Annotated in this window: 16 protein-coding genes; 8 read left to right on the top strand and 8 right to left on the bottom strand. The window is 72.5% G+C overall.

Annotated elements, in window-relative coordinates; translation table 11 throughout:
• Positions 1-408: 408 nt before the first annotated feature.
• The 4 genes from meaB to ACTOQ2_RS25320 are packed head-to-tail and all read right to left on the bottom strand — an operon-like array spanning position 409 to position 6,127.
• Complete coding sequence (meaB, locus tag ACTOQ2_RS25335; protein WP_440067145.1) at positions 409-1,395, bottom strand: methylmalonyl Co-A mutase-associated GTPase MeaB; 987 nt, start codon at positions 1,393-1,395, stop codon at positions 409-411.
• The gene (scpA, locus tag ACTOQ2_RS25330; protein WP_440102755.1) at positions 1,379-3,562 is read right to left on the bottom strand and encodes a methylmalonyl-CoA mutase; all 2,184 of its coding nucleotides are present in this window, start codon (positions 3,560-3,562) and stop codon (positions 1,379-1,381) included. Before scpA ends, meaB begins: the two co-directional genes overlap by 17 nt.
• Positions 3,559-5,361: a methylmalonyl-CoA mutase family protein gene (locus ACTOQ2_RS25325; RefSeq protein ID WP_440102753.1), complete on the bottom strand. Its 1,803-nt coding sequence runs from the start codon at positions 5,359-5,361 to the stop codon at positions 3,559-3,561. The genes scpA and ACTOQ2_RS25325 overlap by 4 nt, the downstream gene beginning before the upstream one ends.
• Positions 5,362-5,371: 10 nt before the next feature.
• On the bottom strand, positions 5,372-6,127 hold the full coding sequence (locus ACTOQ2_RS25320; protein WP_440102751.1) for a TetR family transcriptional regulator: 756 nt from the start codon (positions 6,125-6,127) through the stop codon (positions 5,372-5,374).
• A gap of 152 nt (positions 6,128-6,279) precedes the next feature.
• Between ACTOQ2_RS25320 and ACTOQ2_RS25315 the strand changes: the two genes are divergently transcribed.
• The 4 genes from ACTOQ2_RS25315 to ACTOQ2_RS25300 are packed head-to-tail and all read left to right on the top strand — an operon-like array spanning position 6,280 to position 11,755.
• Complete coding sequence (locus ACTOQ2_RS25315) at positions 6,280-7,956, top strand: ABC transporter substrate-binding protein (protein WP_440102750.1); 1,677 nt, start codon at positions 6,280-6,282, stop codon at positions 7,954-7,956.
• Positions 7,953-8,888 carry an ABC transporter permease gene (locus ACTOQ2_RS25310; protein WP_440102749.1) on the top strand — a complete coding sequence of 312 codons (936 nt, stop codon included), beginning with the start codon at positions 7,953-7,955 and terminating at the stop codon, positions 8,886-8,888. The genes ACTOQ2_RS25315 and ACTOQ2_RS25310 overlap by 4 nt, the downstream gene beginning before the upstream one ends.
• The gene (locus tag ACTOQ2_RS25305; RefSeq protein WP_440102747.1) at positions 8,881-10,779 is read left to right on the top strand and encodes a dipeptide/oligopeptide/nickel ABC transporter permease/ATP-binding protein; all 1,899 of its coding nucleotides are present in this window, start codon (positions 8,881-8,883) and stop codon (positions 10,777-10,779) included. The genes ACTOQ2_RS25310 and ACTOQ2_RS25305 overlap by 8 nt, the downstream gene beginning before the upstream one ends.
• Entirely contained in the window at positions 10,769-11,755 is a 987-nt protein-coding gene (locus ACTOQ2_RS25300; protein WP_440102745.1) for an ABC transporter ATP-binding protein, read from the top strand. Before ACTOQ2_RS25305 ends, ACTOQ2_RS25300 begins: the two co-directional genes overlap by 11 nt.
• Before the next feature lie 171 nt (positions 11,756-11,926).
• On the opposite strand, the gene ACTOQ2_RS25295 is transcribed toward ACTOQ2_RS25300, so the two are convergent.
• Complete coding sequence (locus ACTOQ2_RS25295) at positions 11,927-12,694, bottom strand: peptidoglycan recognition protein family protein (protein ID WP_440102743.1); 768 nt, start codon at positions 12,692-12,694, stop codon at positions 11,927-11,929.
• Positions 12,695-12,921: 227 nt separating this feature from the next.
• Here ACTOQ2_RS25295 and ACTOQ2_RS25290 point away from each other — a divergent pair, with 227 nt between their 5' ends.
• The gene (locus ACTOQ2_RS25290) at positions 12,922-14,391 is read left to right on the top strand and encodes a serine/threonine-protein kinase (protein WP_440102742.1); all 1,470 of its coding nucleotides are present in this window, start codon (positions 12,922-12,924) and stop codon (positions 14,389-14,391) included.
• Here ACTOQ2_RS25290 and ACTOQ2_RS25285 read toward each other — a convergent pair.
• Positions 14,357-15,322 carry a DMT family transporter gene (locus tag ACTOQ2_RS25285; RefSeq protein WP_440067165.1) on the bottom strand — a complete coding sequence of 322 codons (966 nt, stop codon included), beginning with the start codon at positions 15,320-15,322 and terminating at the stop codon, positions 14,357-14,359. The genes ACTOQ2_RS25290 and ACTOQ2_RS25285 overlap by 35 nt on opposite strands.
• A gap of 70 nt (positions 15,323-15,392) precedes the next feature.
• Between ACTOQ2_RS25285 and ACTOQ2_RS25280 the strand changes: the two genes are divergently transcribed.
• Positions 15,393-16,286 (top strand): LysR family transcriptional regulator, encoded by an 894-nt coding sequence (locus ACTOQ2_RS25280; RefSeq protein WP_440102740.1) that lies wholly within the window; start codon positions 15,393-15,395, stop codon positions 16,284-16,286.
• Between the two features lie 130 nt (positions 16,287-16,416).
• Here ACTOQ2_RS25280 and ACTOQ2_RS25275 read toward each other — a convergent pair whose 3' ends face one another.
• Positions 16,417-17,379, bottom strand: coding sequence for a helix-turn-helix transcriptional regulator (locus ACTOQ2_RS25275; RefSeq protein WP_440102739.1), 963 nt, complete (start codon positions 17,377-17,379; stop codon positions 16,417-16,419).
• Between the two features lie 98 nt (positions 17,380-17,477).
• Between ACTOQ2_RS25275 and ACTOQ2_RS25270 the strand changes: the two genes are divergently transcribed.
• A complete protein-coding gene (locus ACTOQ2_RS25270) occupies positions 17,478-18,098 on the top strand; it encodes a TIGR03086 family metal-binding protein (RefSeq protein WP_440102737.1) in 621 nt (206 codons plus the stop codon).
• A gap of 108 nt (positions 18,099-18,206) precedes the next feature.
• Positions 18,207-18,650: a DUF5925 domain-containing protein gene (locus ACTOQ2_RS25265; RefSeq protein WP_440102736.1), complete on the top strand. Its 444-nt coding sequence runs from the start codon at positions 18,207-18,209 to the stop codon at positions 18,648-18,650.
• A 22-nt stretch (positions 18,651-18,672) separates the two neighbouring features.
• On the opposite strand, the gene ACTOQ2_RS25260 is transcribed toward ACTOQ2_RS25265, so the two are convergent.
• A partial coding sequence (locus ACTOQ2_RS25260; RefSeq protein ID WP_440102735.1) for an RNA-guided endonuclease TnpB family protein occupies positions 18,673-19,545 on the bottom strand: 873 nt, incomplete at its 5' end.

The raw sequence follows: 19,545 nt of genomic DNA, 5'->3' as shown, positions 1-19,545 counted from the left end.
CGGGTGAGTGCGGCGGTGTTCGGAAACGGGACATCCCACCTGTCCCGCGCCCGCCCGGGGCGTGATAAGGACTGGTCAACCGACAGGTCAGAGACCGATCGGCCGGCAATCCAGGGACGCTCCGGACCTCCTCGCCTGTCTCATTCTGTGTTTTACACGCTAAAGCGCATCACATCACAACATTAGTTAATCTTCGCACGAAGTATCACATGACCCGCTAGAAGTGATCAAGGTCATATAGAATATAAATCTTGCCACTTTCGGACACACGCCTTGTTAACATGCGCTTAACACCGGCGCTTTAACGGCGGATCAGGCAACTGCCGCGCGACGATCGGGAGTCACCCAGAGTGACGGCGGGCTCGCGCTCGGAGCCGTCAGGCCGTCCTTGGCGAAGGCCCGGAGCCGTCAGCCGTCCTTGGCGAAGGCCGCGAGGACGCGGTCGGCGGCCAGCGACGGGGTGAGGGCACCCTCCTGGACCTCGCGCTCCACCTCGGCGACGATCGCCGCGACCTCGGGGTGCTCGCGCAACCGGGTGAGCAGCCTGTCGGTGATCAGGGCCCAGGTCCAGCGGACCTGCTGGCGGCGGCGGCGCTCGGCGAGTTCCCCCGAGGCCTCCAGGGCGTCGCGGTGCCGGACGACCTCCCGCCAGAGCTCGTCCAGCCCGTTGCCGGTCAGCCCGCTGCAGGTGAGCACCGGGGGCGTCCGCTCCGCGCCCAGCAGGCGGAGCGCTCCGGCGAGCTCCCTGGCGGCCTTGCGCGCGTCCAGCTCGTGAGGGCTGCCCTCGGACCCGTCGGCCTTGTTGATCGCGATCACGTCGGCCAGCTCCAGCACGCCCTTCTTGATGCCCTGGAGCTGGTCGCCCGTCCTGGCCAGGGTGAGCAGCAGGAAGGTGTCGACCATGTCGGCCACCGCTGTCTCGGACTGGCCGACGCCGACGGTCTCCACCAGGACGACGTCGTACCCGGCCGCCTCCACCACGACCATCGCCTCGCGGGTCGCCCTGGTGACCCCGCCCAGGGTGCCCGAGGTGGGCGAGGGGCGGATGAAGGCGTTCGGATCGACCGCCAGGCGGGCCATCCTGGTCTTGTCGCCCAGGATGCTCCCGCCCGTACGCGTCGAGGACGGGTCGACGGCCAGCACCGCCACCCGGTGGCCCTGCCCGGTCAGCCGGGTGCCGAGGGCGTCGATGAACGTGGACTTCCCGACGCCGGGCACGCCGGTGATACCGACCCTGCGCGCCGCGCCGCCGAGCGGGGTCAGCTCGGCCAGCAGCCGCTGGGCCAGGTCCCTGTGGTCGGCTCGGGAGGACTCCACCAGCGTGATCGCCCGCGCGATCCACGCCACGGACCCCTCCTTCACCCCCTGGACGTAGTCGTCAAGAGTGCGCGTCATGGCCCAGCCGGGTGAGCAGGTCCGCCAGCAACCCCCGGGCGGCGTCGGCGATCACGGTGCCGGGTGGGAAGATCGCGCTCGCGCCCGCCGCGCGCAGCGCGTCGAAGTCGCCCGGCGGGATGACCCCGCCGACCACGATCATGATGTCGTCCGCGCCCAGCGCGGCCAGCGCCTCGCGGAGCGCGGGCACGAGCGTGAGGTGCCCGGCGGCCAGCGAGTTCACGCCGACCACGTGCACGTCGGCCTCGACCGCCTGGCGGGCGACCTCGTCGGGCGTCTGGAACAGCGGACCGACGTCCACGTCGAAGCCGAGGTCGGCGAAGGCCGTGGCGATCACCTTCTGGCCCCGGTCGTGGCCGTCCTGTCCCATCTTCGCCACCAGGATGCGGGGGCGGCGGCCCTCCAGGCGCTCGAACTCGGCGCAGGCCGCGCGGACCGCGTCCACGCTCGATCCCACCTCCTCGCGATAGACCCCGGTGATCGTACGGATCTGCGCCGCGTGCCGCCCGAACACCCGCTCCAGCGCGTCGGAGATCTCCCCGACCGTGGCCATCGCGCGGGCCGCCTCGATCGACAGCGCGAGGAGGTTCCCGTCGCCCGCGGCGCCCTTTGTCAACGCTGTGAGCGCTTCCTCTACCCGGTCGGGGTCGCGCTCCTCGCGCAGGCGGCGCAGCTTCTCCAGCTGCTGGGCGCGTACCGAGGTGTTGTCGACCTTCAGCACGTCGATGGGCTCGTCGGTGTCCAGCCGGTACTTGTTGATCCCGATGACCGGCTGGCGCCCGGAGTCGATGCGCGCCTGGGTGCGGGCGGCGGCCTCCTCGATGCGCAGCTTCGGCAGTCCCTGGTCGATCGCCCTGGCCATGCCCCCGGCGGCCTCGACCTCCTCGATGTGGCCCCAGGCCCTGGTCGCCAGCTCGTGGGTGAGCCGCTCGACGTAGTAGGAGCCGCCCCAGGGGTCGATCACCCGGCAGGTGCCCGACTCCTGCTGGAGCAGCAGCTGGGTGTTGCGGGCGATCCGCGCGGAGAAGTCGGTGGGCAGGGCAAGGGCCTCGTCGAGGGCGTTGGTGTGCAGCGACTGGGTGTGGCCCTGGGTGGCGGCCATCGCCTCGACGCAGGTGCGGACGACGTTGTTGTAGACGTCCTGGGCGGTGAGCGACCAGCCGGAGGTCTGCGAGTGGGTCCGCAGCGAGAGCGACTTGGGGTTCTTCGCCCCGAACCCGGACACCAGCCGCGCCCAGAGCAGCCGCGCCGCCCGCAGCTTGGCGACCTCCATGAAGAAGTTCATGCCGATGCACCAGAAGAACGACAGGCGTGGCGCGAAGGCGTCGATGTCCAGGCCCGTCTCGACGCCCGCCCGCAGGTACTCCACCCCGTCGGCGAGGGTGTAGGCGAGCTCGAGGTCGCAGGTGGCCCCGGCCTCCTGGATGTGGTACCCGGAGATCGAGATCGAGTTGAACTTCGGCATCCTCTCGCTGGTGTACGCGAAGATGTCGGAGATGATCCGCATCGAGGGGCCCGGCGGGTAGATGTAGGTGTTACGGACCATGAACTCCTTGAGGATGTCGTTCTGGATGGTCCCGGCGAGCTGCTCGGGGGCCACCCCCTGCTCCTCGGCGGCCACGACGTAGAGCGCGAGCACCGGGAGCACCGCGCCGTTCATGGTCATCGATACGCTCATCCTGTCGAGGGGGATCCCGTCGAACAGCTGCCGCATGTCGTAGATGGAGTCGATGGCCACGCCCGCCATGCCGACGTCCCCGGCCACCCTCGGGTGGTCGGAGTCGTAGCCCCGGTGGGTGGCCAGGTCGAAGGCGACCGACAGGCCCTTCTGCCCGGCGGCCAGGTTGCGCCGGTAGAAGGCGTTGGACTCGGCCGCGGTGGAGAATCCGGCGTACTGGCGGATGGTCCACGGCTGGTTGACGTACATGGTCGGGTACGGGCCGCGCAGGAAGGGGGCCGCGCCGGGGTAGGTGTCCAGGGAGTCGAGCCCGGCCAGGTCGGCGGCGGTGTAGAGCGGCTTGACGCCGATACCCTCCGGCGTCTCCCACACCAGCTCCCCGGGATCGCTCCCGGTGGCCTCCCGCACCGATCGCGCCCAGGCCTCCAGGCCGGGATCCGGGGCCACAGGCCGGGTGCCGAGCTCGATGCCGGAGAAGTCGGGAATCATCGGGCCACCCCCAGGTCCTCGAAAGTCGTCCGGAGCACGCCGAGCGCGTCACACCCCGCGTAGAGGTTGGCGTCCACGCCCTCGAACTCTCCCTTCCCCGCCAGCCAGACCTTTACCGCCCCCGCGCCCCTCAGCGCCGCGGCCACCGCCTCGGCGTGCCCGGCGTACAGCCGGTCGCTGGAGCACAGGCACGCGACCTTCGCGCCGCCGGCGGCGAACGCGGCGGCGATCTCGCCAGGATCCGTGACGGCGCCGCCGGTCACGGTGGCGATGCCGCCCGCCTGGAACAGGTTGGCCGCGAACGACGCCCTCGCGGTGTGCGCGGCCACCGGCCCGATGGTCGCCAGGAAGACCTTCGGGCGGGTCTTCTGGGCGTCGGCCAGGTCGCGCAGCGCCTCGAACTCCTGCGCGTAGTGCACCCCGGCGCTCCCGGCGGCCGCCTCTTCGGGCCTGGGCCGCCTGCTCAGGGGCTTCTCCGCCAGGTCGGGGAACTCGCTGACGCCGGTGATCGGGTCGCGGCGCCTGGCGATGCCGGCCGCGTGCCGCTCCCAGGTGGCGGCGAGCCGTCCCGCTACGAACCCGGAGGCGAGGGCGTCGGCCATACCCCCGGCGCGCTCGATCTCCTGGAACCACGTCCAGGCCCGGCCCGCGAGGTCCTCGGTGAGCCGCTCCACGTAGAAGGAGCCCCCGGCCGGGTCGATCACCCGGGCCACCCCGGCCTCCTCCACGAGCAGCGACTGGGTGTTGCGCGCGATGCGGCGGGCGAAGGCGTCCGGCAGGCCGAGCCGGGCGTCGAAGGGCTGCACGGTCACCGCGTCGGCCCCGCCGGTCCCGGCCGCGAAGCAGGCGAGCGTGGTGCGGAGCATGTTCACCCACGGGTCGCGGGCGGTCATCATGGCCGAGCTGGTCACCGCGTGCTGCCGCTGCGCCGCCCCGGAGACACCGGAGACGCCGGAGACGCCGGAGATACCGCACACCTCGGCGACGCGGGCCCAGAGCCTGCGGGCGGCCCTGAGCTTGGCGATGGTGAGGAACTGGTCGGCGGTGGCGGCGTACCGGAACTCCAGCTGCCCGAACGCCTGCTCCATCGTCAGGCCGGCGCCGACCAGGGTCCGCAGCGCGGCGACCCCGGCGGCGACGGAGCAGCCGAGCTCCTCCGCGTCGCCGCCCCCCGACTCGTGGTACGGGGCGGCGTCCACGACGACCGCCCGCAGCCCCGGGTGGTCCCTGACGCAGCGGCGGGCCAGCTCTATCGCGGTCCGCGCGTCGGCGAGGGCGTCGGCGCCCAGGTTCCCGGTGAGCGCCACCGATCCGCCGCCGGGCGCTGAGACCCTCCGCTCACCGGCCAGCGCGAAGAGCACCTCGGCCGCCTCGCGGGTCCGCTTGCCCGCGTCGAGCGTGACCGAGATCAGATCCAGGTAGACCCGCTCCAGGGCGCGGGGCAGGTCCTCGGGGGCGAGGGCGAGCCACAGCGAGGTGACGCCGTTCTCCAGATCCGCCAGGATCGCCTCCGGATCGGGCACCTCGTGGCGCTGCCGCACCTCCCAGCCACCCTCGGGGCGGGAACCGCGCACGTAGGGGGCGGCTCCGGGAAGGCCCGGGTCGCCGGGCAGGTCGGACGCGTCGTAGATCGGTGCGATCTTCACACCGTCATAGGTGGTGAAGGCCAGCTCCTCCTCAGGGGAGCCGGTCTCGACACCGGACTTACGCAACACCCCGAGCGCCAGCTCCCGCCACCGGTCACGGGTGACCGGTGGGAACTCGGCGGCCGATCGAGGTTCCTCAGGCGGCACCGTCATGCACCGGATACTAGGCGCCGTCCCGCCGGCCGCCTCCCCCGGGTTCGTGGCGGACACCGATTGTGGGGTCGATAGGGGGAGTTCGTGGATCGTTCCGAACGGGGTCACGCGGGAGGGAGGGGCCGGCGGGCGACGCCGGGGCGCCCTTGCCGAGCAGCCTGAGGTATCCGTACGAGAAGGCGACGAGCACGTCGACCACCTCCTCCAGGTCGGGGTAGCGCCCGTCGATGTGGCCGATCGCCATCGCGTCGCTCAGCGCGCCGATCCCGTCGGCGACCATCTCCAGGCGGCGCCGGTCGCTCTCGCGGCCGGCAGGGAAGCCGAACGAGGCCAGGTCCGCGACCAGGTGCGCCCGGTAGGCGGCCGCGCTCTCGACGGCGAACTCGTGGAACGGCGACGAGGGGTCGTGCCGGGCGCGCAGGCCCAGGCGGAACAGCGCGGGGTGCCGGCAGATGGCCTCCAGCGGTATCCGGAAGGTCTCGCGGTGGCGCTCCCTGTCGCTGGGGGCCTCGCGCGCCCGGCGCCGCGCCTCGCGCATCGCCCCCCGCAGGCGCTCCCCCACCCGGTCGCCGAGTGCCCGCAGCAGCTCCTGCCTGTCCTTGAAGTGCACGTAGAAACTGGACTGGGCGATCCCCGCCGCCCGGGCGACCTTGACCGTGGTCAGGCCCGCCTCCCCCTCCTCGTCGAGGATGGCGAACGCGGCGCGCATGAGGCGGCGCCTGGTCAGGTCCTTGGCCTCGCTCCTGGTCAGGGGTGTGCTCGTCACTGCCGCCTCGCTTCCCGTTCACCGATAAGCCTACCGGCGAGCTTCCACGGACATCCGGCACGAACAATCGCCTCGAAGGACTTGTGCGATTTTTCGCCGATAGTACTATCGGTGAAATTGCTCTCGGGGGGCTCTACCGGGAGGAGACGTACGTGAAGCGTCTGACGGTTTCCACGGCGTTGCTCACCTCGCTGGCGCTGGGGCCTGCCCTGGCGCTGGCCGGGTGCAGCGGCGAGCGGCCCGTCGCGCCCTCCGACGGTGCCGCCGGTGCAGCCGGTGCCGCCGGGACCTCGAACGGGGCGGCCGGCGGGCCCTCGCCGGTACGCGGCGGGCGCCTGGTCTACGGCCTCGGCGCCGACGCGGCGGGCTTCAACCCCGTGACCGACCAGTTCGCGGCCGTGAGCTACAGCATGGCCGGGACGATCATCGAGACCCTGGTGGGGGTGACCGCCACCGGCGAGTGGAGACCCGTGCTGGCCGAGTCGCTCACCCCCAGCAGGAACGCCGACGAGTGGACGATCAAGGTGCGTCCGGGGATCACCTTCTCCACCGGCGAACCTCTGGACGGCAAGACGGTCAAGGCCAATCTGGAGGCGCAGAAGGCGTCCCCGCTGACCAGAGCGGCGTTCACGCCCGTCGACTCCTTCGAGCTGGTCGACCCCATGACGGTGAAGGTGAGGCTGACGGGCCCCTGGGTGGCCTTCCCCTACCACCTCGCCGCGCAGATCGGGATGGTGGTCCCCGCGTCCTCCCTGGCCGACCCCGAGGCGGCCAGCCGCAGGCCGGTGGGGACCGGGCCGTTCGTGTTCAAGGAGTACACGCCGGGCAGCCGCATGGTCGTCACCAGGAACCCCGCCTACTGGCGCAAGGGGCTGCCCTACCTCGACGAGATCGAGTTCCGCGTCCTGCCCGACACCCAGACCCGGGCGCAGACCCTGGAGGCGGGCGGGATCGACGCGATGGGCACCACCCGCGACGACGACATCCTCAAGTTCGGCGCCCTCAAGGACGCGTACACGGTCAGGCGGGCCTCGGGCATGTCGGTGCCCGAGTACATGTTCATGCTGAACACCGCCGCGCCGCCCTTCGACGACCTGCGCCTGCGCCGGGCGCTGGCCCACGCCACCGACCGGGCGGCGGTCATCTCCACGCTGCGCGGCGGGCTGACCAAGGAGGCCGACGGCCCCTGGTCGAAGGACTCCCCGTGGTACGCCCCCGGGGGCGACTACCCCGCCTACGACCTGGACAGGGCGAAGGCCCTGATCGCCGAGGTCGAGGCCGAGAAGGGGCAGATCTCCTTCGAGGTGATCACACCGCCCGACCCCAACACCATGCAGGGCATAGAGCTGGCCCAGGACATGTGGCGCAAGGCCGGGGTGGAGGTGCGGATCAGGCAGGTCGACCAGGCCGACCTGGTGAACCGGGCCGTGACCGGCGACTTCCAGGCCACCGTGTGGACGCAGTTCTCCGCCTCCGACCCCGACGGCGAGTACGTCTGGATGCACCAGAACCACGCCGGGCCCGTCGGCAGCATCTCCCTGAACTTCAGCCGCCTCAAGGACCTCCGGCTCAGCCAGGCCCTCGACACCGGCAGGAGCAATCCCCAGGACGACGTCCGCAAGCAGGCCTATGCCACGGTCCAGCAGCGATTGCGCGAGCTCGTCCCCTACGTCTTCGTCGACCACCTCGACACCGGGGCGGTGATCGCGAAGACCAGGGTCGGCGGCATCGGCGACCACCTCCTGCCCGACGGCGACAAGGGCGTGCCGCTGACCGGCGCCCCCATCCCCTACCACCCGTTCTCCCAGGTCTGGGTCGGCAACCCGTGATCCTGGCACGGGCGGCCCGGCTGGCACTGGTACTGCTCGTCGTCACCTTCCTGTCGTACGCGCTGCTCGACCTGCTGCCGGGCGACCCGACCACCCAGATCCTGGGCCTGTCGGCGAGCGAGGAGGCCCGGGAGCGGCTCCGGGCGGAGCTGAGCCTCGACGAGCCGCTGGTGGTCCGCTACCTGGACTGGCTCGGCGGCCTGGTCACCGGCGACATGGGGACCTCCCCCATCACGAGCGTCCCGGTCGCCGAGGCCCTCGCCGAGCGGCTCCCCGTCACCCTGGAGCTGCTGGTGGCCGCGCAACTGATCGCGCTCGGGCTCGCCGTGCCCGTCGGGGTCGCGGCGGCCCGCCGGGCGGGCCGGGCGCTCGACCAGGCGCTCACCGCGCTGAGCTTCGGCCTGCTGTCGACCCCGGTGTTCGTCCTGGGCGTGGTGCTGATCCTGGTGTTCGCCGTCGAGCTCCGGCTGCTTCCCGCGACCGGCTGGACCCCGATCTCGCTCGACCTTGGCTGGAACCTCACCTCGGTGCTGCTGCCCGCCGTCACCCTGGGCTGCGGGCAGATGGCCGTCTACGCGCGGCTGCTGCGGACCGACCTCATCGCCACCCTCCAGGAGGACTACATCACCCTGGCCCGCGCGCGGGGCCTGTCGCCCCGGCGCATCCTGTGGCGGCACGCGCTGCGGCCGTCCGCGATCTCCCTGGTCACCGCCGTCGGGCTCAACCTCGGCGCGCTCATCGGCGGAACGGTGATCGTCGAGACGCTCTTCGGGCTGCCCGGCGTCGGGCGGCTCATCGTCGAGTCCATCTTCTCCCGCGACTACCTGACAGTGCAGGGGGGCGTCGTGCTGATCTCCATCGGCTACGTGCTGGTCAACGTCGCGGTCGACCTGGTCTACGTGGCCGTCGACCCCAGGATCCGGCGTGCCTAGGCGGCTGGGCCGGGGATTCTGGATCTCGGCGGCCTGGATCGCCCTGGTGCTCGCCGCGGCCCTCGCCGCCGACGTGCTGCCGCTGCCGCGCTACGACGCGACCCTGGCAGGGCCGCCCCAGGCGGGGCCGAGTCCCGCGCACCCGTTCGGCACCGACGGCCTGGGCCGCGACATGCTCAGCAGGGTCGTGTACGGCGCGCGGGTCTCGCTCGGCGTCGGCGTCGGCGCGGTGCTGCTCGGCCTGCTGGTCGGCGCGCCGCTCGGCATCGTCGCCGGATACCGGGGGCGGGCGACGGACGCCGTGATCATGGCGGTCAACGACATCGCGCTCGCCTTCCCCGCGCTGGTGTTCGCGCTGGCCGTGGTCGCCTTCGCCGGGGCGAGCCTGACCAACGTGCTGATCGTGCTGGGCGTGCTGGGCGTGCCCGCCTGGACCAGGCTGATCCGCGGCGCCACCCTGTCGTTCTCCGGCCGGGAGTTCGTGCTCGCGGCCCGCGCCCTGGGCGCGCGGGACCGGCGGATCCTGCTGCGGGAGATCACCCCCAACGTGGCCGTGCCGGCCGCCTCCTACGCCTTCGTCGGCATGGCGATCGCCGTGGTGGCCGAGGGCAGCCTCGCCTTCCTCGGGCTGTCGGTCCAGGCGCCCACCCCGACCTGGGGAGGGCTGATCAACGAGGGCCGCGCGGTGATGGACGGCGCCCCGCACGTCGTGCTCGCCCCCTCGCTCGTCATGTTCCTGACCGTGCTGTCGTTCAACGTCGTCGGCGACCGGCTCAGGGCGCTGACCGACGTACGGCAGAGCGGCCTGGAGCCCGCGCGCCGCGGCGGCGCGATCACGGAGGGTCCCCCCGCCGCGGAGGGCACCGCGGAAGAGGAGGAGGGAGTGCTGCTGCGGGTCCGCGACCTGCGCACGCACTTCGTGACCGGGCGGGGCGTCGTGCGGGCGGTCGACGGCGTCTCCTTCACCCTGGAGCGCGGCCGTACGCTCGCCGTGGTGGGCGAGTCGGGCTCCGGCAAGACCATGCTGATCCGCTCGGTGCTGGGCCTGCTGCCCGGCGCGGGCGTGCTGCGCGGCGGGCAGGTGCGCCTGGAGGGCCGCGACCTCACCACCCTGTCCCCGAAGGAGCTGCGCGGGGTGCTCGGCACCCGGCTGGCGGCCGTCTTCCAGGACCCGATGACGGCGCTCAACCCGGTCAGGACCGTGGGCACCCAGGTGATGGAGCCGCTCAGGGTGCACCTGGGCCTGAGCCGGAGGCGGGCACGGGCGGCGGCCGTCGAGCTGCTCGCCTCGGTCGGCATCCCCGAGCCCGCGCGGGCGCTGCGCCGCTACCCGCACCAGCTCTCCGGCGGCATGCGGCAGCGGGTGACGATCGCGATGGCGCTGTCCTGCGGCCCCGACGTGCTGTTCGCCGACGAGCCGACCACCGCGCTCGACGTCACCGTCCAGGACCAGGTGCTGCGGCTGATCCACCGGCAGCGCGAGGAACGCGACATGGCCATGGTGCTGGTCAGCCACGACCTGGCCGTGGTGGCGCGGTGGGCGGACGAGGTCGTCGTCATGTACGCGGGCAGGGTGGTCGAGCGCGGGCCCGCCGAGGCGCTGTTCGAGCGCACCCGCATGCCGTACACCGAGGCCCTGCTGAAGGCGGTGCCCCGGCTCACCGACCCCGCCCACCACCCGCTCCACCTCATCCCCGGCCGCCCGCCCGACCTGGCGGCCCTGCCCCCGGGGTGCGCGTTCCACCCCCGGTGCCCGTACGCGCGGGAGCGGTGCGCGGCCGAGGCGCCCCCGCTGGCCGAGGCGGAGACCCCGGGCCACCTGTACGCCTGCTGGTACCCGGAGCGGGTCGAGAACACGAGGACCGAAAGGGTGGACACCCGTGGCAGGTAGCGGAAGCGCCTATCTCCGTCCCCCCGAGCAGGTGCTGCTCCGCGTCGAGGACCTCGTCGTGGAGTTCCCCGCGGGGCGCGGGCGGCGCGTGCACGCGGTCTCCGGGGTGAGTTTCGACGTGGCCAGGGGAGAGACGCTCGGCATCGTGGGCGAGTCCGGCTGCGGGAAGTCCACCGCCGCGCGGGCGCTGATGCAGCTGCCCGCGCCCCTCGGCGGATCGGTCAGGCTGGACGGCGTGGAGCTCACCGGCCTGCGGGGCGAGACGCTGCGCAGGACCCGCAGGCGACTCCAGATGATCTTCCAGGATCCGATCTCGTCGCTCAACCCCCGGCGGCGGGTTCGCGACATCGTCGCGGAGGGGCCGCGCGTCTGGGGGACGGGGCGGGACAGGATCGACGAGATACTGGAGGCGGTGGGGCTCGACCCGGCCACCGCCGCCACCCGGCGCCCGCACGAGTTCTCCGGCGGGCAGTGCCAGCGGATCTCCATCGCGCGGGCGCTGGTGCTCGACCCCGAGGTGGTGATCTGCGACGAGCCGGTCTCCGCGCTCGACGTGTCGGTGCAGGCCCAGATCCTGAGCCTGCTGGAGGACCTCAAGAGGCGCTACCGGCTGACGCTGGTGTTCATCGCCCACGACCTGGCCGTGGTGAAGAACGTCAGCGACCGCGTCCTGGTGATGTACCTCGGCAAGACCTGCGAACTGGCCTCGGGCGACACCCTGGTCGGGCGGCCCGCCCACCCCTACACACGGGCGCTGCTCGCCTGCGTCCCGCGCGGCGGCCTGGATCTCCCCCCTGCCGACCGGCTCATCAGCGGGGAGCCCCCGTCCCCGGTCACACCGCCCAGCGGGTGCCGCTTCAGGACCCGCTGCCCGGCGGCGACGCCGAGGTGCGCCGCCGAGGAGCCGGTCATGCGGAGGATCGGCCCCGACCAGTGGGTGGCCTGCCACCACCCGCAGGGGACGGCGGCCGGCTGACGGGGCCTGCCGGAAGACGTCAAGGACGGTGGCCGGCTGACGGGAGCCTCCCGAACAAGGGCCGGCTGACGGGGGCCTGCCGGGAGACGTCCCGGACGGAGGCCGGCTGACGGGTTTTCGCCAGAGGGCGTCCCGGGTGGCAGGCCTGTCACCACCGGCGGAGGACGGAGGTCAGCTGACGGGCTCCTGCCAGGCGGCGTCCCAGGTGGCGCGGTCGACGGCGCCGGTGACGGGCAGCCCCTTCTCCTTCTGGAACCTCCGGCAGACCTCGCTGGAGCCGGGGCCGTACAGGCCGTCGACGTCGATCGCCCAGCCCCGGTCGCGCATCCGCCGCTGCCAGGTGCGGACGTCCTCGCCCTTCATCACCGGCGGCTGCTTGAGCGTGCGGCCGGGAAAGGAGGGGTGCGGCTCCGGCGGGGTCGGAGCCCCGCCGGGACGGGGGGCGCCGCGCTTGACCCAGGCGTACAGGGGCTCGCCGGGGCAGCTGGTCGAGTAGCCGTCGCGGTGCCCCTTGATCTCCTTGCCCGCCCCGCCCTTGTCCCTGAGGTATTCGATGGCGTCCAGGATGCCGTGCAGGACGTTGTCGGTCGGCTTGGTGAAACCGGAGGAGCCGACCAGGCCGAGCACCGCGTAGTGGTCGCTGTTGAGCCCGGCGCCGTTGGCGGCCGGAACGTGGTGCGCGCCGCGCCCCTCGAAGACCTTTCGATGCGGACAAACCAGCATGGAGTATCCGACATCAATCCAGCCGTTGCCGTCCATGTGGTGGTTCTGGATGGACTTCACCAGCGCGACGCACTTGGCGTGGTCGTTCACGATGTCCGGGCTGACCTGGCCACCCGTGTAATGGACCTTCACTCCCCTGGTGGAGGTGAGCCTGCTGTAGGAACCACGCGGCTGGCGGGCACCCCACTCACGGCGAGTAACGAGATCGATGGCCACGAAACGTCTCCACTGTCTGAGTGATATTGCCCTACCGGAGCGTAATGGTTGACACGACACCGTATGAGGCCGTTAAACCAATTGAGTCCCTTGGCACGGTATGGCGGGGAAGCGCTCCTGATGATCGTCGGGCAGCGGAACAGCCGTCCCCCTAACCCCGGCCGGACGCCCTAAACCGTTCGTCCAGGACACCTCTCATCACAGACAAGACGGATAGCCTTGCCTCCATGGTCGCGACCCCCCTCATCCCTGGCGATCCGGACCGGCTCGGCGCGTTCCGGCTGGCCGGCAGGCTCGGCGAGGGCGGCCAGGGCGTCGTCTACCTCGCGCACGCGCCCAGCGGCGAGCGGGTGGCGGTGAAGGTGCTGTTCCGCGGCGACACCGCGTCGCGGGCGCGGCTCGCCCGCGAGCTGTCCGCCCTGGAGAGCGTCGCCCCCTTCTGCACGGCGCGCGTGCTGACCGCCTCCGTGGACGGCCCCCTCCCGTACGTGGTCAGCGAGTTCGTCGACGGCCCCTCGCTGGAGGAGCGGATCCGCGAGCGGGGCCCGCTGCGGGGCGGCGAGCTGGAGCGCCTGGTGGTCGGTACGGCGACCGCGCTGGCGGCCATCCACGCCGCCGGGGTGGTGCACCGCGATTTCAAGCCCGCCAACGTGCTGCTCGGCCCCGACGGTCCCCGGGTGGTCGACTTCGGCATCGCCAGGGCGGAGAGCGCGGCCACGACCGCCTCCGGCCTCATCGGCACCCCCGCCTACCTGTCCCCCGAGCAGATCAACGGGGCTCCCGCCTCGCCGGCCTCCGACGTGTTCGGCTGGGCGGCCACCATGCTCTGCGCGGCGAGCGGCAGGTCCCCCTTCGGGGCCGACACCGTGCCGGCCGTGCTGAACCGGATCGTCAGCCACCACCCGGACCTGTCGGCCCTGCCCCCCGCGTTCGCGGGGCTGATCGCCTCCTGCCTGGACAAGGATCCCGCGCGCCGCCCGACGGCTCGCGCGCTGATGGTCGGCCTCGTCGACCCGGGCGCGGCCGGCCCCTCCGCCGAGTCCATCGAGAATCTGGCCAGGATCGGCAGCCGGATCGCCGCCCCGCCGGGACGGTCGGCGCTCACGACCCAGGAATCCCGTCGCGGCTCCCGGGGGATCCTCGTCGGCGCGGCCCTCGTCACGGTGTCCCTGCTGGTCGCCGCGGGCATCGCCGCCTGGTTCGTTCTGAGAACCCCCGAGACCGTCGCCGGGGACACCGGCCGGGCGAGGCCGTCCCCCTCGACCCCCTCGACCCCTTCGTCCTCCTCGTCCCCGTCCGGGAGCGACGTACCGTCCACTCCGGAACCCTCCGGCACGAAGGGGTCGGCCTCGCCGGGCAGCGGCAGGAAGGTCCCCGCCTCCTTCGCCGGAACGTGGGCAGGCGATGGCGTCACCTCCACCAACCCGTTCTCCCCCGGCGAGAAGCGGATCGAGGTCACGCTCAGGGAGGGCGACGACGGAGCCGAGTGGGCGGAACCGGTCAACGGCTGCGAGGGACGGATCGCCCTGACCAAGGTCACCGCGAACGAGCTGACCTTCACCCTCGGCTCCGGCACCGGATGCGTCCCCGGCACCGTCTGGCTCAAGCGCAGGGGCGACGCCCTGACCTACACCTGGAAGGACGTCCCCGGCCCCGAACTGGTCACGGAGACCGGCGACCTGACCAGGAACCGATGACGCCCTGGCCGGTCATGATGCCGAGGACGACGATCACCGCCCCCACGGGCTGGTTCCACGCCAGCGTCTCGCCCAGGACGACCACCCCGAGGACGACGCCCACCAGCGGGGTCAGGTAGGTCACCGTCGAGGCGGTCGCCGCCCCCCAGCGGGCGATGACCGAGGTGTTCCACACGTAGGCGAGACCCGTGCCGAAGACGCCCAGGGCGGCCATGCTCGCCACGACGGGGAGGTCCAGGCGTACCGGACCGGTGGCCAGCAGCGGGCTCAGCGCGAGCATGACCAGGGCGGCCACACTGACCTGGGCGGCGGCGATGGTGGGCGCGTCGTGGCCGTACGCCAGGACGAAGCGCCGCGTGTAGGCGAAGGAGAGCCCGTAGCAGAACGTCGCTCCCAGGCAGGCGGCCTGCGCCCACCAGGGACCGGTCTCCGCGCCCAGGTTCCACGGGGCCAGCACGACGACGACACCGGCGGCGCCGAGCAGCAGGCCGAGCACCCCGGCCGCGCCGAGGCGCTCCTGCCGGAGCGCGGCCAGGGTCACGAGCATCGTCATCAGGGGCGTCGTCGCGTTGTAGATGCTGGAGAGCCCCGAGGGGATGTACTGCCCTGCCCAGGCGAACAGCAGGAACGGCACCACACACAACATCAGGGCGATCACCCCCATGTGCGCCCAGAACACCGGCCGTCTCGGCCATCTCCTGCGGGTGACCAGCATGATCACGTTGAGGGCGAGCGCCCCCAGCGCGAGGCGTCCCAGCACCGTCTGGGCGGGCGAGAGACCGGTGAGGGCCACCTTGATGAACAGGAAGCTGGCCCCCCACGTCAGGGCCAGGGCGAGATACGCGGCGAGGACGGACCGGCCCGCGGAGGACGGCGCGGCGCCGGTCATCGGCGGGAACGGGGGTGTGGAGACGGTTCCTTCACGGGTCACGGGAGCAGTCTCGCCACCGCCCGGGCCATGCGTCCAATGAGTTGCCCGCCGGATGTGATGAGATGTCCTCATGGGTGCGACGGTCGCGCAACTCCGGGTCTTCACCGCCGTGATCGCGAACGGCGGCTTCGGCGTGGCCGCCGAGGAGCTGGGCATGTCCCAGTCGGCGGTCTCCCACGCGCTCGCCGCCCTGGAGCGCGCCCTCGGCGCCCCGCTGGTGCTGCGGCACGGCAGCGTGCGCCCCACCGCGCTGGGCGCGGCGATCCTGCCGCACGCCCAGGCCGCGCTCGCCTCGGTCACCGCCATCGACGAGGTCGTCTCCTCGCACCTGGGACAGTACGCGGGGACCGTCCGGGTCGCCGCCCCGCCCACGGTCTGCTGCGGGCTGCTGCCCCAGCTCATGCGGACGTGGCGGGCGGAGCTTCCCGGCGTCGAGGTGCAGGTCTTCGAGGGCGACGACGACGAGCTGTCCCCCTGGCTGGAAACCGGGGTCGTCGACGCCGCGATCCTCGTCGACCCGACGCCCCCGCCGCCGGCGCACGTGGTGGTGGGCCGCGACGCCTTCCACGCGGTGGTCCGCGCCGACCATCCGCTGGCCGGTCAGGAACACATCACGATGGCCGAGCTGGTGGAGGATCCGCTACTGGTCTCCAAGGGAGGCTGCGAGCCCCAGACCCGCGCCCTATGCTCCATGGCGGGCGTCCCCTACACGCCCGCCCAGCACGTACGCGAGCTCGGCACGCTCATCGGCATGATCACCGCGGGCATCGGCGTCTCGACGGTTCCCGACCTCGGCCGCGGCCTGCTGCCTCCCGAACTCGTCATGGTCCCGCTGAAGCCGTCCCTGGAACGCGCTCTCGTCCTCACCGGCCCGCTGACCCGGCCGCCGAGCCCGCTGGTCGACGCCCTCCTCCGCGCCGCCCCCGAGGTCCCCGCGGCGGTCCCGCCGCCCCGATCCCGGTGAACCACTGCCCTGATCCCGGTTCGCGATGGGGCCGGTCGACGCTTGACCGCGGGCGGTCCCGCCGCGCTCGCCGTCGCGGCGGGACCCTTGCCCGCCTCGACCGGAAGACCGACGGGCAGGCCGGCCGGGCCTACCCGTCGAGGGCCTCGGTGTAGCGGCGGGCGAGGGTGCGGATGTGGGCGACCAGCTCGGGTGGGCCGTCGACGCGGAAGTCCATCATCAGCATGCTGAGGTAGATGGCGATGGTCTCCAGGGCGTCGGCACCGGTGACGAGGACGCTGGTGTGGGAGTCGACGGCCTCGACGACGCCGACGGCGGGGTTGATGCGGGCGATCACGGTCTCGGCGGGGGCGAGGACGGTGACGCGAGCCTGCACCTTCCAGCCGGTCTGCGCGACCTCGCGCAGGACGAAGGCGACCAGGTCGTCGTCGGGCAGGGGACGGGGCGCGAAGCGACGGGACGCGGGCCGGACGCCGGTCAGGTCGGCGACGGGCAGCGCCCGCCAGGCGTGCGCGCCGAGGTCGTAGGCGACCAGGAACCAGCGGCGGCGCCAGCTGATCAGGCGGTAGGGCTCCACCTCGGTCTCGGTGCCGGCGCGGGTCGCCAGCAGGGTCGCGCCGTCGCGGATCGCGCCCGCGACGACGGTGAGGGTCTCGGCGGGCACCGGGGCGTCCGGCTCGCGGGAGCCGACCGTGGCGGGCCCGACCGCGGTGGCCGACCGCAGGGCGGTCACCTTGCGCTGCAGGCGTTTCGGGAGGATCCGCTGGAGCTTGGCGAGCGCCCGGGTGAGGCTGGCGTCGATGTCGGTGATCCCGGTGGAGCCGTCCTCGGCCAGGCCGACGGCCAGCGCCACGGCCACCGCCTCGTCGTCGTCGAGCAGCAGCGGGGGCATCTTCGCGCCCTGTCCGAGCCGGTACCCGCCCACCGCGCCGCGCGCGGCGTGCACCGGATAGCCGAGTTCGCGCAGGCGCTGGATGTCCTGCCGCAGAGTGCGGTCGGTGACGCCGAGACGTTCGGCGAGCTCGCGGCCGGTGTGGGACCGGTCCTGCAGCAGGGACAGCAGGCGCAGCACTCGAGTCGTCGTCGAAGCCATCGATTTCTTCTCGTCCAGAGTGATTATTAGGAACGAAAGTAGCCTAATGGACCCATAGATTGGTGTCACAGGCAAGGAAGAGATCGAAGGGCGAAATCATGAACACCATCACCACCGCCACCGTCACCTCCCTGCGGCCGGTCTGGCGTGAGGTGCTGGCCGTCTCCTACCTGGCGCTGGAGAACAGCGTCGCGGGTGTGCGGGACGACCAGTGGGACAACGCCACCCCGTGCTCGGAATGGACGGTCGCCCAGGTGGTTCAGCACGCCGCGGGCGACCAGCTCGCCTACGCGAAGATGCTCGGCATCGGAAACGGCCCGGCCTACGACCCCTTCTCGCCTTCCGGTGCCGTCGACGGCACCGCCGCGGAGCTGGTGAAGGACGCCGTCGAGCAGACCGCCGCGGCGTGGGCGACGGTCGCCGATGACACCGAGACCGTTCCGACGCCGCTGCCGCACGGCGACCTGCCCACTCCGGTCGCCGCGGTGATGTGCGCGCTCGACGCCGCCGTGCACGCGTGGGACATCGCGATCGCCACGGGCCGGCCGTCCCCGCTCGACGACGAGCTCGCCGGCCACCTTCTCGCCGCGGCGCGGGGAATCGTCGAACCGTTGCGCCAGTGGGGCGCCTACGCGCCGGTGGTCGAGACCGCCGGCGGCCCCTCCTCCACCCCGGTCGTCGACGACCTGCTCCGCTACCTCGGCCGCACCCCGCGCTGACGATCGAGGTCCGCGAGGCCTCATCGAACGCGTCCACGGCCGATCCCCCGATGAGTCGCGGTCTAAAACCCTTCGACCGGCGGGCGTCTCGCGAGGATCATTGGCGCCATGTCCGTACTCAAGGAGGTCGACTTCCAGCCGGAGCCGCGCCCGGTGGAGCTGCCGATGAAGATCTGGCTCGACGACGGCGACGCGGCGGTGGACGTGATCGACGCGCTCGCGCTGTCGCCGTTCGCCACCGGGGCCCAGCCCTGGTCGCGCACCGCGAGCCTGGAGCGGGTCCGTCCCGACGCCTCCCTCGCCCCCGCCTCGGGGACGCTCGTCCGGGCGGCCTCGGAGAAGGACGGCCGCGACTCGCGGCTGCTGTGCGGGGAGGGCTGGACGCTGCGCGTGGTCCGCTACCGCAACCGCGCCGCCACGGTCAGCGTGACCGCGGTCGACGAGGGGCTGGCCCGCTCGGTGATCGAGGAGATCACCAGGGACGCCGAGGAGCCCGCCCCCGAGAGCGACCACGTGGAAATGGGCTTCTGGTGGCAGAGCCGTTGCTTGTGAGTGTGCTGTGGTGAGCGCGCTCTCAGGCAGCTTCCGGCTTGCGCCGGAGCGTTCCCCGTGTCCGGGGTTCCCGTTTCACCGGTGCGCGCCCGGCACGGGTGCCGGGTCCTACCGCTCCTCCACGGGCGTTTCGCGTCTCCCCGCAACTCTGGGCGACGTCGGCCGCGAGCGCGGCCAGATTCAGCGCGGCATTGAGATCCCGCCCCAGGGCAAGGCCGCACTCGGCGCAGGTGTAGGTGCGTTCGGACAGGGCGAGCTTGGCTTTCACCGCGCCGCAACCCGAACAGGTCTTACTGGAGGGATACCACCGGTCGGCGACGACGAGCCTGCCGCCGCTCCATGCGGTTTTGTAGGACAGTTGCCGCCGTGCCTCGGCCAGGCCGACGTCGGAGACGGCGCGGGCCAGGCGACGGTTACGGACCATCCCGGCCACGTTGAGGTCTTCGACCACCACCGTGCCCCAGGTGGCCGCCAGGCGGCTGGTGAGCTTATGCAGGCCGTCGCGCCGCTGGTTGGCCACCCGCGCATGTGCTTTGCCCAGGGCGGCCTTGGTTTTGGCCCAGCGGGCCGAGGGCTCTTGCTTGCCGCCGTCCGGGGCGCGGGGGCCGACGCGGCGGGCGAGCTGCTTGTTCAGCCTGCGTAGCCGCCTGAGCGCCGAGCGGTGATGTTTGGGGTTGGCGACGACCTCGCCGGTGGACAGCACCGCGAGATCCTTGACCCCGAGATCCACCCCGACCACGGCGCCCGGCCGGGCCGGGGCGCGGTCGGCGCGGTCGAGCTCGCAGGTGAACGCCACAAACCACCGGCCCCCCTCGCATCGGACGGTGGCCGACAGGATCCGCCCCGTGCCGCGCTCCACGTGCCGGGCCAGTTTCCGGGTCGACTCACCCGTACG

Origin of the sequence: Streptosporangium sp. H16, assembly GCF_051918855.1 — a bacterium.
GTDB lineage: Bacteria > Actinomycetota > Actinomycetes > Streptosporangiales > Streptosporangiaceae > Streptosporangium.
Note: the sequence above shows the minus strand (reverse complement) of the source record. Positions and strands in the feature narration are given on the sequence as shown.

Bases quoted from the DNA above. Each gene is read 5' to 3' on its own strand.
- ACTOQ2_RS25265 (WP_440102736.1), top strand. From the start codon at position 18,207: ATGTCCGTACTCAAGGAGGTCGACTTCCAGCCGGAGCCGCGCCCGGTG.
- ACTOQ2_RS25280 (WP_440102740.1), top strand. From the start codon at position 15,393: ATGGGTGCGACGGTCGCGCAACTCCGGGTCTTCACCGCCGTGATCGCG.
- ACTOQ2_RS25270 (WP_440102737.1), top strand. From the start codon at position 17,478: ATGAACACCATCACCACCGCCACCGTCACCTCCCTGCGGCCGGTCTGG.
- scpA (WP_440102755.1), bottom strand. From the start codon at position 3,562: ATGATTCCCGACTTCTCCGGCATCGAGCTCGGCACCCGGCCTGTGGCC.
- ACTOQ2_RS25325 (WP_440102753.1), bottom strand. From the start codon at position 5,361: ATGACGGTGCCGCCTGAGGAACCTCGATCGGCCGCCGAGTTCCCACCG.
- meaB (WP_440067145.1), bottom strand. From the start codon at position 1,395: ATGACGCGCACTCTTGACGACTACGTCCAGGGGGTGAAGGAGGGGTCC.
- ACTOQ2_RS25275 (WP_440102739.1), bottom strand. From the start codon at position 17,379: ATGGCTTCGACGACGACTCGAGTGCTGCGCCTGCTGTCCCTGCTGCAG.
- ACTOQ2_RS25290 (WP_440102742.1), top strand. From the start codon at position 12,922: ATGGTCGCGACCCCCCTCATCCCTGGCGATCCGGACCGGCTCGGCGCG.